This window comes from Kitasatospora sp. NPDC057904, assembly GCF_042887925.1.
Lineage (GTDB): Bacteria > Actinomycetota > Actinomycetes > Streptomycetales > Streptomycetaceae > Kitasatospora.
Window position 1 is genome coordinate 1 of record NZ_JBHVOL010000030.1, and the last position, 12,379, is coordinate 12,379.

Sequence of the window (12,379 nt, forward strand, 5' to 3'; positions counted from 1 at the left end):
ATGAGGCTGCGGAAGTGGGGGAAGTCGCCAGCGGGGACGCTGGCGAGGGCTGCCGGGGGGATGAGGGAGTGCGTGACGCGCTCGCTCGTCAGGACATCGGCGAGGACGTCTCCGGCGAGGGGACCGGGCGGGGGCACGACGAGGGTGGCGCCGGCGGCGAAGGTCATGACGAGTTCCAACACCGAGGCGTCGAAGCTCGGGGAGGCGAACTGGAGGACGCGGCTGTCGGGGGTGACGTCGAAGCGCTGGAGTTCGGCGGTGGCGAAGGCGGCGATGCCGGTGTGGGTGACGACGACGCCCTTGGGGCGGCCGGTGGAGCCGGAGGTGTAGATCAGGTACGCCGGGTTGGCCTGGTCGACCGCGACACCGGGACGCTCTGCCGATTCCTTCGAGACGGAGGGGAGTTCGCGCAGGACGAGTGCCGGCTTCGCGTCATCGAGCATGTAGCTGATGCGGTCGCTCGGGTAGTCGGGGTCGATCGGCAGGTACGCCGCCCCGGCCTTCAGCACACCGAGCTGGGCGATGACGATGTCGACGGATCGCGGCAGCAGCAGCGCGACGATGCTCTCCGCACCGACGCCCTGGCCGTGCAGCCAGTGCGCGAGCCGGTTGGCCCGCTCCTCCACCTCGGCATAAGTGAGCACGAGCTCGCCACTCGCGATCGCGGGCGCCGAGGGCGTGGCGTCGACGGCGGCCTCGAAGAGCCCGTGGAAGGTCGCCGGGGCCAACTCCCGAGCGATGCCGGCCCATTCGCCGAGGACGAGCCCGCGCTCGTCCCCGGTCAGGACGTCGACGTCACCGACCCGGACCGACGGGTCCGCCGCGACGGCCTCCAGCACCGCGACGAGCCGCGCGCCCAACGCCTCCGCCGTCGCCCGGTCGAACAGGTCGACGGCGTACTCGACACTCCCCGCCAGCCCCTCCTCCGACTCCGCGAGCGTGAACGAGAGGTCGAACTTCGCCGTGTCCAGCCGGATCGGCTGCGTCTCGACCGCGACGCCGGGCAGCACCAGCCGGTCCGACGGGATGTTCTGCAGCTGGAAGGAGACCTGGAACAACGGGTGGCGCGCCATCGAGCGCTCGGGGTTGATGGCCTCGACGAGGCGCTCGAACGGCACGTCCTGGTGGGCGTACGCCGCGAGGTCCGTCTCCCGTACGCGGCGCAGCAGTTCGCGGAAGCTCGGCCGCCCCGAGAGGTCGTTGCGCAGCACCAGCGTGTTGATGAAGAAGCCGACGAGGTCGTCGAGCGACTCGTCCGTGCGGCCCGCGATCGGCGAGCCGAGCGGGATGTCCTCGCCGCCGCCGAGGCGGTGCAGCAACGTGGCGAGTGCGGCCTGGACGACCATGAAGAGGCTGGTGCCGCTCTCGCGGGCCAACTCCTCCAACCGGCCGCGCAGTTCACTGGACACGTCGAACGGCACCGTCTCGCCGCGGTAGGTCATCCGGGCCGGGCGGGGCCGGTCGGTGGGCAGCGGGAGTTCCTCGGGCAGTCCCGCGAGTGCTGTGCGCCAGTAGTCGATCTGCCGGTTGAGCTCGCCGGCCGGGTCGTGCTCGTCGCCGAGGACCTCGGCCTGCCACAGTGTGTAGTCGGCGTACTGGACCGGCAGCGGCGTGAACTCCGGCGCGCTGCCGCCCAGTCGGGCCGCGTACGCCACCGACAGGTCGCGGGCCAGCGGTGCCATCGACCAGCCGTCCGCCGCGATGTGGTGCACGACCACCAGCAGCGCGTGGTCGTCCTCGGCGAGGGTGAACAGGTGGGCGCGCAGCGGGATTTCGGCGGTCACGTCGAAGCCGGCGGCCGCCGCCTCGGAGAGCGCGGTGTTGAGCTGCCCGGAGGTGACCTCGGCGCGGTGCAGCCGCGGCCGGGTGGCGGGGTCGGCGGAGTCGAGGACCAGCTGCTCGGGGTGCCCGTCGGTGTCGGGGAAGAGCGTGCGCAGGGCCTCGTGGCGGGCGGTGACGTCGGCGAGCGCGTCGGCCAGGGCGTCGGCCGAGAGCCGGCCGCGCAGGCGCAGCGAGAGGCCGAGGTTGTAGGTGCCGCTCGGGCCGTCGAAGTGGCCGAGGAACCAGAGCCGGCGCTGGGCGTGGGAGAGCGGGACGCGCGCTGGTCGGGCCTGCGGCCGCAGGGCGGCCCTGGCGCCGGCGGCGCCGGTCAGGGCGGCGGCGAGCGCGGCGACGGTCGGCGCCTCGAAGAGGGCGCCCACGGTGAGTTCGGCGCCGGCCTCGGTGCGGATCCGGCCGACCAGGCGGGTGGCGAGCAGGGAGTGCCCGCCGAGGTCGAAGAAGCTGTCGTCGGCGGAGACCGACTCCAGGCCGAGGACCTCCGCGAACAGCCCGGCGAGCAGCAGCTCCCGGGCGGTCTCGGGCGCCCGCCCGGTGCTCGCGCCGAAGTCGGGGGCGGGCAGGGCGCGCTTGTCGAGCTTGCCGTTGGCGGTGACCGGGAGCGCGTCCAGGACGAGGACGGCGGCCGGGACCATGTAGTCGGGCAGCGCGGCGCCGACGTGGGCGCGCAGCTCGGCCGGGTCGGCGACGGCGCCGGCGGGCGGCACGACGTAGCCGGCGAGCCTCTTGTCCCCGGGCCGGTCCTCGCGGACGATCACCGCGCTCTGGGCGACGGCCGGGTGGCCGAGCAGCGCGGCCTCGACCTCGCCGAGCTCGATCCGGAAGCCGCGGATCTTGACCTGGTCGTCGACCCGGCCGAGGTAGTCGAGCTCGCCGTGCGCCGTCCAGCGCACGAGGTCGCCGGTGCGGTACATGCGCGAGCCGGCCGGGCCGTACGGGTTGGCGGTGAAGCGCTCGGCGGTCAGGCCGGGGCGGCCGAGGTAGCCGTGGGCGAGGCCGGCGCCGGTGAGGTACAGCTCGCCCGCGACGCCGGCCGGGACGGGCCGCAGGCCGGCGTCCAGGACGAGCACCCGGGTGTTGGTGATCGGCCGCCCGATGGTGGGCGCGCCGGCGCCGGGGACGAGCGGCGCGGACATGGTGGCGCAGACGGTGGACTCGGTCGGGCCGTACGCGTTGACCATGGCGCGGCCGTCGGCCCAGCGGGCCACGAGCTCGGCCGAGCAGGCCTCGCCGGCGGTGACCAGCGTCATCCCGGCGGGCAGCGCGGCGTCGCCCATGGCGGCGAGCACGACCGGCGGGAGGGTCGCGTGGGTGACCCGCTGCTCGGCCAGCAGGGCCGCCAGCGGCTCGCCGGCGGCCAGCCGTCCGGCCGGGGCGAGGACCAGCGCCGAGCCGTTGACCAGGGTGGTCAGGATCTCCCACATGGAGGCGTCGAAGCTGGGCGAGGAGAACTGGAGCACGCGGTGCCCGGCGCCGCCGCCGAACCGGAGCCGGTGGGCGGCGGCCATGCTGGCGACGCCGCGGTGGCTCACCACGACGCCCTTGGGGCGGCCGGTGGAGCCGGAGGTGTAGATGACGTAGGCGGCGTCGTGCACGGTCAACGGCCCGTCGGCCAGCGGCTGGGCGGGCAGCTCGACGGTGTCCAGGAGCAGCCGCGGGGTGTCGTCGTCCGCGGGGAGCGCGGCCTGGAGCGCGGTGCTGGTGACCACCAGGCACGGGCGCGCGTCGTCGAGGATGTAGGCGATGCGCTCGGCCGGGTAGGCCGGGTCGACGGGCAGGTAGGCGGCGCCGGCGCGCATCGCGGCGAGCAGGCTGACCACGGTGTCCACGCCGCGGCCGAGGGCGACCGCGACGGTCCGGCCGCGGCCCGCGCCGCGCTCGGCGAGCAGCGCGGCCAGCCGGGCGGAGCGCTCGTCGAGCTCGCGGTAGCTCAGCCCGGTGCCCTCGTGGAGGAGGGCGGGGGCGTCCGGGGTGCGGGCGGCCTGGGCGGCGAACAGTGCGGGGGTGGTGGCGGCCGGGACGTCGAGGGCGGTGTCGTTCCACTCGCCGAGGATCCGGGCGCGCTCGGCGTCGCCGAGCAGGTCGACGGCGCCGACGCGGACGGCCGGGTCGGCGGTGACGGCCTCGACCAGGCGGCGGAAGCGCTCGCCGAGCACCCGGACGGTGGCCTCGTCGAACAGGTCGCGGGCGTACTCGAAGCCGCCGGCCAGGCCGGCCGGGCGGCCCTCGGCGTCGAAGCGCTCGGCGAGCCGCAGCGACAGGTCGAACTTGGCGGTGTCGGTCTCCAGGTGGCGGATCGCCGTCTCCAGGCCGGGCAGCTCCAGCAGCGGCGCCGCGTTGTCCGCCAGCGCCAGGGTGACCTGGGCGAGCGGGTGGCGGGCCAGCGAGCGCACCGGGTTGAGCGCCTCGACCAGGCGCTCGAACGGCACGTCCTGGTGGCCGTACGCGGTGAGGTCGAACTCACGGACGCGGTCGACCAGTTCGCGGAAGGTCGGGTCGCCGGAGACGTCGGTGCGCAGTACCAGGGTGTTGACGAAGAAGCCGACCAGCTCGTTCAGTGCCTCGTCGGTGCGTCCGGCGATGACGGTGCCGACGGGGATGTCGTCGCCCGCGCCGACGCGGTGCAGCAGGGCGGCCAGCGCGGCCTGGGCGACCATGAAGAGGCTCGCGCCGGAGCCCTGGGCGAGCGCGAGCAGCCGCCGGTGGGTCTCGCCGTCGAGCTCGAAGGCGGTCCGCCCGCCGCGGTGGCTCGCCACGGCCGGGCGCGGCCGGTCGGCGGGCAGGGCGAGTTCCTCGGGCAGCTCGGCGAGGGCGGCGCGCCAGTGCTCGATCTGCCGGGCGAGCAGGCTCCGCCCGTCCCGCTCGTCGCCGAGCAGCTCCCGCTGCCACAGCGTGTAGTCGGCGTACTGGACGGGCAGCGGCGCGAAGCGCGGGGCCTCGCCGCGCAGGCGGGCGGCGTAGGCGAGGCTGAGGTCGCGGGTGAAGGGGGCGACCGACCAGCCGTCGCCGGCGATGTGGTGGACCACCAGCAGCAGCACGTGCCGCTCGGGGGCGAGCGTGAACAGGTGGGCGCGCACCGGGACTTCGGCCGCCAGGTCGAAGCCGAGGGCGGCGGCGCCGGCGAGCAGCTCGTCCAGGTCGTCCTCGTCGGCGACCTCGGTGACGTGGAGCGCGGGCCGCGCGTCGGCGGGGTCGAGCACGTGCTGGTGCGGGGTGCCGTCGAGGACGGGGAAGACGGTGCGCAGGCTCTCGTGCCGGGCGGCGACGTCGGCCAGGGCGGTGCGCAGCGCGTCGGCGTCGGGGCGGCCGGTGAGCTCGACGGTGAGGCCGTCGTTGTAGGCGGCGCGGCCGCTGCCGCTCTCCATCTGGTTGAGGAACCAGAGCCGGTTCTGCGCGGCGGACAGCGGCATCCGCTCGGGGCGCGGCCGGGCGGTGAGCGCGGCGCGGGCGGCGGGGGCGGGCTCGGAGGCGGTGCCGGCGCCCAGGCCGAGGGCCTCGGCGAGGGTGGCGACGGTGGCGTGCTCGAAGACCGTGCGCAGCGTGAGTTCGGCCTTCAGCTCCTTGCGGATCCGGCCGACCAGGCGGGTCACCTGGATCGAACTGCCGCCGAGGAGGAAGAAGTTGTCGTCGATCGAGCCGATCTGCTCGTCGAGCACCTCGCTGAACAGCCGGCACAGCGCATCCTCGGCGTCCGTGCGCGGGGCGCGGGCGACGGCGGGGGCCGCCTGGCCGTCCGCGTCACCGGCGGTGGCACGGGTGCGCGAGGGCAGTCCGGCGGTGTCCAGCGCGACGGAGTCCACGCGGTCGGTGGGCGCGGCGGTGCCGAGGCGGTGCAGGAAGTCCAGGAACGTCCGCTGGTAGGCGGTGAGTTCGTCGTCGCCGTAGAGGTCCGGGTTGGCGTCGAAGTCGATCTGCAGGCCCGCGCCGGTGCCGCGGTCGTAGACGATGAACGACACGTCGTCGGCCGGGCCGATCGAGATGTTGTGCGGGCGGGCCGGGTGCCCGCCGAACCGCAGGTCGTAGTCGAACATCATGATGTTGACGTGCGGGCCGACCAGCCGGCGGTCGTCGGCGAGCATGCCGAGGTCACGGCGCAGGTCCTCGAACTGGTAGCGCTGGTGCTTCATCGCGGCGCGCATCTCGCGCGAGACCCCGGCGAGCAGCTCCTCGACGGTCGCGCCGGGCTCGACGGCGATGCGCAGCGGCAGCACGTTGGAGACCATGCCGGGCACGCTGCGGGCGCTCTGGCCGAGCCGGGTGGAGACCGGCAGGCCGAGCACGACCTCGGGCGAGCCGGTCAGGCGGCCGAGCCACAGGGCGACGGCGGCGACCAGCGCGGGCGGCCAGGTGACGCCGGCCTCGCTCGCGAGCTCGCGCAGCCGGTCCGTGCCGGCCGGGTCGAGGTGGGCGGTGTGCCGGGCCAGCGAGCGGGCCAGCCGCGGCTGCTCGCCGGACAGGCTGACCGGCTCGGGGCAGCCCCGCATCCGTTCCGTCCAGTACGCGCGGTCGGCGGCGCGGCGCTCGGAGTCGCGGTACTCCTCCTTCTCGGCGAGCATCTGCCCGAGCGGCGCGAAGGGGCTCTCCGGGACCTCTTCGCCGGCCGCGAGCGCCGAGTACACGGCGGCGGTGCGCCGGGCGACCATGTTGACGGTGAAGCCGTCGACCAGCAGGTGGTGGTAGCGGTGCAGCCACAGGTGGCGGTCCTCGGCCACCTTGAACAGCGCGAACAGGAACAGGTGGTCGTGCTCGGTGTCCAGCGGCCGGGCGAAGTCCGCGGCGATCCAGGCCCGGGCGGCGGCCCACGGGTCCGCCTCCGCGCTCACGTCGACCACGTGCAGGGACCACTCCAGCTCCTCGGCCGGCACGATCCGCGCCGCCGGCCCGGTCTCCGTCCCGGTGAAGCGCAGCCGCAGCGTCTGCGCCTCCGCGACCACCCGGCGCAGCGCCGCCTCGAACAGCCCCGCGTCCACCGGACCGCCGATTTCCAGGAATTCGCCGGTGTTGAAGATGGTGTTCTGCGGATTCAGCTGCTGCGCGTACCAGACACCCGACTGGGCGGCGGTCAGCGGCAGCAGGACATCCTGGAGGTCGGACACGGCCACTCACCCTCAATACCTCGACGAAAACCAACCGGAAACCATGTCTAACAGCGGCCCCGAAGCCCGGACAACGCCGCTTGCAGAAAGCTGCCACGCCTTGGTGGCCGCCGGGCCGCGTGCTAGCGTCGCGGCATGAAGGAGAACGGCACGAAGGAGTCCGGGCCGACCCCTCCGAAGGGGGAGCTGGTCGACCGCTACATGCCGGAATGGCATTTCCGCGAACACCACTGGGTGGCCGTCACCGCGCCCCCGGAGGAGGTGCTGGCGGCGGCCCGCGAGATGACCTGGCGGGAGGCCCCGGTGGCCCGCTTCCTGCTCGCGTTCACCAAGAACAAGCTGCGCCCGGACGGCCGGGTCCTGGACGACTTCGCGATGGGCGGAGAGACCGTACTCGCCCTGTCCGACGACGAGTTGGTGTACGGGGGGATCGGCTCGCCGGCCGGTCCCGTCACCCCGGAGCAGCCGATGGCCGAGGTCTTCAGGGACTACGCGGAGCCGGGCTGCACCAAGGTCGTCTTCACCCTGCGCTGCGCCGGCGGGGTGCTCTCCACCGAGACCAGGATCCTGGCCACCGACGACGCGGCGAAACGCAGCTTCGGGCGGTACTGGAAGGTCATCCGCATTCCCAGCGGAATGATTCGGATCGCGCTCCTGGCGGCGGTCAAGAAACGCGTCGACGGAACGGCCTGAAGGGCCCCGGGCGGTCAGCCCGGGGCCCTTTGCTTTCGGGCCTTTCCGTTCTTCTCGGTATCAGCCCCTGGCGTCCCGGACGAGTTCCACGAACCGGCCCGCCGTCGAGTTCCGGTAGAAGTCCTGGGTGGTCACCTTGGGGAGTCCCTGGTCGCGCATTTCCCGGAGCACCCGGATCACCAGCAGGGAATTCCCGCCGAGCTCGAAGAAATTGTCCTGGAGCCCGACCTCGGCGCCGAGCGCGTGGCTCCACAGCTTGAGGACCTGGTCGGTCAGCGGGTCCGCACCGTCCGTGGCTGCGCCGGCCCCGGCCGGGGCCGCGGCGGCGCCGGGCGCGGGCAGCGCGGCGGTGTCCACCTTGCCGTTGATGGTCAGCGGGATCGCCGGCACGGCGGTGACCGAGGCGGGCACCATGTACCCGGGCAGCACCCCGCGGGCGTGCGCGAGGACGTCGGCCGGGGCGGCCGTGCCGCGCAGCGCCACGTAGGCGTCGATCCGGGCGGTGGCCGCGTCGCCGGGGGTCTCGTGGTTGAGCACGGTGGCCGCGCCGGTCACGTCGGGGTGGCCCAGCAGCACGTTGCGGATCTCGTCCAGCTCGATCCGGTGGCCGCGCACCTTGACCTGGCTGTCCAGCCGGCCCAGGTGGTCCAGGGCGCCGTCCGGGCGCAGCCGGCCGCGGTCGCCGCTGCGGTAGATCCGGCCGCCGCCGTACGGGTCCTCGACGAACCGCCGGGCGGTCAGCTCCGGCTGCCCGAGGTAGCGGTCGGCGACGCCGGCGCCGCCCACCCAGATCTCGCCGGGCACGCCGACCGGCAGCAGCCGCCCGCGCGGGTCGCGCACCGACAGCGACCAGCCGGGCAGCGCCGGGCCGACCTTGCGGCCGGTGGCGAGGACGTCGGCCGGGGTCACGGTGTGCGCGGTGACGTGCACCGTGGTCTCGGTGATGCCGAACATGTTGACCAGCCGGCAGGCGGTGGGCGAGTGCCGGGCGAACCAGGGGGCGAGCATCCGCACGTCCAGCGGCTCGCCGCCGAACACCACCAGGCGCACGGCGAGCGCGTCGGCGGGCGCCGGCCGGTCGGTCTCGACCAGCTGGGCGAAGGCCGACGGCGTCTGGCTCAGGACGGTGACCCGCTCGCGGACCAGCTGGGCGTGGAACAGCTCGGGGTCCCGGGTGGTCCAGTGGTCGACGACGACGAGCCGGCCGCCGGTGAGCAGGCAGCCCCAGATCTCCCAGACCGAGAAGTCGAAGGCGCTGGAGTGGAACAGCGTCCACACGTCGTCCGGGCCGAGCCGCAGGTCCCCGCGGGTGGCCTCGACCAGCGCGGCGACGTTGCGGTGCGGGATGACGACGCCCTTGGGGCGGCCGGTGGAGCCGGAGGTGTAGATGACGTAGGCGGGCGCGGCGCCGTCCTCGGCGCGGGGCGCGGCCGGGGCCGCGTCGCCGAGCGCGCGCAGTTCCGCCGGGGTGACGACGCGCACGCCGTCCAGGTCCGCCGGGAGGCCCTCGCCGGTGCCGATGACGACGCCCGCCCCGGCGTTGCCGACGGTGTAGCGCAGCCGGTCCTCGGGGTAGCGCAGGTCCATCGGCACGTACGCGCAGCCGGCCTTGAGCACGCCGAGCAGGCTGATCACCAGGTCCGCGTCGCGCTCCAGGGCGACGCCGACCATCGAGCCGGGGGCCACGCCGAGGGCGCGCAGCCCGGCGGCGGTGCGCTCGGCGAGGGCGTCCAGCTCGGCGTAGCGCAGGCTCGTCTCGCCGGCGGTGAGCGCGACGGCGTCCGGCCGCTCGCGGACCACGTCGGCGAAGAGCCCGTCGATCGTGCGGACGGCGGACGCGGGGCTCCCGGCCGGCGGGGTGACACCGAGGGCCAGGACGTGCTCCGCCTCGGCCGGGGTGAGCAGCTCGACGGTCTCCAGCGCCCGGCCCGGGTCCGCCGCCAACTGCCGTGCCACGTGGGCGACGTGGTCGGCGAATCGCGAGGCGACGACCGGCGCCAGCTCGCTCGGCCGGTGGCGCAGCACCCCGGCCGCCGTGCCGTCCGCACCGACGGTGAGGTGCAGCAGGCCGGGCAGTGCCGGCGCCAGCTGCGCCACCCGCCACTGGCCCGCGCGGGCCTCCTCGACCAGCACGCCGATGCCGCCGAGGTCGAGCACGCCGCCCTCGTACGCGGGCCGTCCGGCCAGGTAGGCCGACACGTCCTGCGCCTCGTCCACCGGAGCGCCCGTGCCGTACCGGGCGAGCACCAGGGCGGCGGCGCCGACGAGCAGCGTGGCGTCACCCGGCAGGCCGTCCGGCAGCGGGAGCTCCGCGACGGCCCCGGCCGCGGCCGGCTCGCCCAGGCCCCACTCCAGCGCGACGGGCGTGGCGGGCGCGACGGGCGTGACGGAGGCCCCGGGCTCGGCCTCGGCGAAGGTCAACGCGGCACCGTCGACGGCCAGTTCGTGCCGCGCGACGAGCACCAGGTCCGCCGCGTCGTCGGCGTAGCGCAGCAGCACCGCGCGCAGCGGCGGCCCGGCGGCCCGCAGCGGGCGTTCGGCCTCGCGCCGGGCCCGGGCGGCTGCCCGCGGGTGGCCGGCGGGCAGGTCCACCCGCTCCTCCCACAGCGGCAGGCCCGCCAGCTCGGCGCGGGCCCGGCCGGCGGCGGTGCGCAGCCGCCGCGCCAGCTCCCCGGCCTCGACGGCGCCCGGCAGCCGGACCACCAGGCTGTGGCAGGACGCGGCCTGACTTCTCGACATGGACGGACACTCCTGACGGTGGGGCGAACGGGCGTGCGGGACGTGGGCGGGCGGTCAGCGGGCGCTGAAGCCGCCGTCGACGGTGAGCGTGGTCCCGGTGACCTGCCGGGAGTCGTCGCCGGCCAGCCAGAGCGCGGCGCCGGCGATGTCCTGCGGCTCGATGAGGGCGTTCATCGGCTGCGCCTGGACGAAGATCTCCTCGTGCTCGTCGACGGCGACGTCCAGCGAGCGGGCGATCTCGGCGAGCATCCGGCCCTCGTGCAGCGGGTCGTCGCGCACCGAGCCGGGGCACAGGGCGTTGACCCGGACCCGGAAGGGCGCGTAGTCGAGCGCGGCGGCCTTGGTGAGGCCGATCAGGCCGTGCTTGGCGGCGACGTACCCGGCGAAGTGCCGGTAGCCGACCAGCCCGGCGGTGGAGGCCACGTTGATCACGCTGCCGGAGCGCTGCTCGACCATGGCGGGCACGACCGCCTTCATCATCCGCCAGGCGCCGGTGAGGTCGATGCCGACCATGAGGTCCCACTCGTCCTCGGCGATCTCGTGGACGGCCTTGCCCGAGGGCGCGGCGATGCCGGCGTTGTTGAGCAGCACGTCGACGGTGCCGAAGCGGTCCAGCGCCTGCTCGGCGGCGCGGGTGACGTCGGCCGGGTCGCGGACGTCGGCGGCGACGGTGTGGACGGCCGCGCCGTGCGCCCGGCAGAGCTCGGCGGTGTGCGCCAGCTGGCCCTGCGAGCCGAGCGGGTAGGGCACGCCGTCGAGGTCGCCGGCGACGTCGACCAGCACCAGGTCGGCGCCCTCGGCGGCGAACCGGACGGCGCACGAGCGGCCCAGGCCGCGGGCGGCGCCGGTCACGAGGGCCGTCCTGCCGCTCAGCCGGCCGGTGGCGGGCTCGTTCACGAGGCGGCGCCCGAGGGAGCGGCGAGCGCGGCGGCGACGGCATCGACCACCGGCAGCGGCGACTCGGTGAGGTACATGTGGCCGCCCTCCGGCTCCACCAGCCGGAACGCGACGGTGGTGGCCGCGCGCCACTCCCCGGCCTGCTCTCGGGTCACCAGGGTGTCCCCGGTGGCGCGCAGCGAGGTGATCGGGGTGCGCAGCGGCTCGTCCGTCGCGGGCCGGTAGTCCTCGTGCATCCCGACGTCCGCGCGCAGGATCGGCAGCAGCAGTTCGCGCATGTCCGGGTCGGCCAGCGCGTCGTGCTGGTAGCCGGCGAACTCCTGGACCCGGGCGAGGAAGGCGTCGTCGTCCAGGCCGGTGGCGCGGCGGGTGCGCGGGGTCCACGGGCCGGGCGAGCCGCTGACGAAGAGGTGGACGAGGTCGACCGCGGGCTGCTGCTCCAGTGCGCGGGCGAGCTCGAAGGCGAGCACCGCGCCGAGGCTGTGCCCGAACAGCGCGACCGGACCGTCGGCCAGCTCCGCGACCCGCGGGGCGAGCGCGGCGGCGGCGGTCGCCGCGTCGGTGAACGGCTCGTCGAGGAACAGCTCCTCGCGGCCGGGCAGTTGGAGCGGGACGATGCGCGGGGCGTGTGCGGGGAGGTTCTTCCACCCGCGGTAGAAGCCGGCGCCGCCCCCCGCGAAGGGCAGGCACACCAGGGAGTGGGTCATGAGCGGCATCGCTTTCTGGGAAGCTGCGTGGTGGCTGCACGGCGACCGGGGGCGTGGCCGCCCGGGGGCGGCCGGACGTCCACGCTGTCACCGGGCCCCGAGCGCGGGCAACGGGCGTTGCAGATTGCTGCCAACGCCCGCCGCCCGCCGGCCGGACGGGGTGGTTCAGGCGGCGTTCATGGCGTCGGCCAGGGACTTCGGCCGCATGTCGGTCCAGTGCTCGTTGATGTAGTCGAGGCAGGCCTGGCGGCCGTCCTCGCCGAACACGGAGGTCCAGCCGGCCGGGACCTCGGCGAAGGAGGGCCAGAGCGAGTGCTGGTTCTCCTCGTTGACGAGGACCAGGTAGCGGGCGTCGTCGTTCTCGAACGGGTTGCTGGCCATGGTGGGCCCTTCCTTCGGTGGTGGTGG

Annotated in this window: 6 protein-coding genes; 1 reads left to right on the plus strand and 5 read right to left on the minus strand. The window is 75.1% G+C overall.

What is annotated here, in order from left to right; all coding sequences use genetic code 11:
* Window positions 1-6,935 (minus strand): amino acid adenylation domain-containing protein (locus tag ACFVSN_RS39970; protein ID WP_387958347.1); only part of this gene is annotated, 6,935 nt, incomplete at its 3' end.
* Between the two features lie 135 nt (window positions 6,936-7,070).
* On the opposite strand from ACFVSN_RS39970, the gene ACFVSN_RS39975 reads away from it, so the two are divergent.
* Complete coding sequence (locus ACFVSN_RS39975; protein ID WP_380436787.1) at window positions 7,071-7,628, plus strand: hypothetical protein; 558 nt, start codon at window positions 7,071-7,073, stop codon at window positions 7,626-7,628.
* A 60-nt stretch (window positions 7,629-7,688) separates the two neighbouring features.
* Here the strand turns inward: ACFVSN_RS39975 and ACFVSN_RS39980 are convergent, their stop codons facing one another.
* The 4 genes from ACFVSN_RS39980 to ACFVSN_RS39995 all read right to left on the minus strand — a co-directional run bounded on the left by ACFVSN_RS39980 (window position 7,689) and on the right by ACFVSN_RS39995 (window position 12,352).
* Window positions 7,689-10,367: an amino acid adenylation domain-containing protein gene (locus ACFVSN_RS39980; RefSeq protein ID WP_387958348.1), complete on the minus strand. Its 2,679-nt coding sequence runs from the start codon at window positions 10,365-10,367 to the stop codon at window positions 7,689-7,691.
* Window positions 10,368-10,421: 54 nt separating this feature from the next.
* Entirely contained in the window at window positions 10,422-11,264 is an 843-nt protein-coding gene (locus ACFVSN_RS39985) for a mycofactocin-coupled SDR family oxidoreductase (protein WP_380436791.1), read from the minus strand.
* Window positions 11,261-11,971: a thioesterase II family protein gene (locus tag ACFVSN_RS39990; RefSeq protein WP_387958349.1), complete on the minus strand. Its 711-nt coding sequence runs from the start codon at window positions 11,969-11,971 to the stop codon at window positions 11,261-11,263. The genes ACFVSN_RS39985 and ACFVSN_RS39990 overlap by 4 nt, the downstream gene beginning before the upstream one ends.
* Before the next feature lie 165 nt (window positions 11,972-12,136).
* Entirely contained in the window at window positions 12,137-12,352 is a 216-nt protein-coding gene (locus ACFVSN_RS39995) for an MbtH family protein (RefSeq protein ID WP_380436795.1), read from the minus strand.
* Window positions 12,353-12,379: the final 27 nt, after the last annotated feature.

Bases quoted from the DNA above. Each gene is read 5' to 3' on its own strand.
- ACFVSN_RS39975 (WP_380436787.1), top strand. From the start codon at position 7,071: ATGAAGGAGAACGGCACGAAGGAGTCCGGGCCGACCCCTCCGAAGGGG.
- ACFVSN_RS39980 (WP_387958348.1), bottom strand. From the start codon at position 10,367: ATGTCGAGAAGTCAGGCCGCGTCCTGCCACAGCCTGGTGGTCCGGCTG.
- ACFVSN_RS39990 (WP_387958349.1), bottom strand. From the start codon at position 11,971: ATGACCCACTCCCTGGTGTGCCTGCCCTTCGCGGGGGGCGGCGCCGGC.
- ACFVSN_RS39995 (WP_380436795.1), bottom strand. From the start codon at position 12,352: ATGGCCAGCAACCCGTTCGAGAACGACGACGCCCGCTACCTGGTCCTC.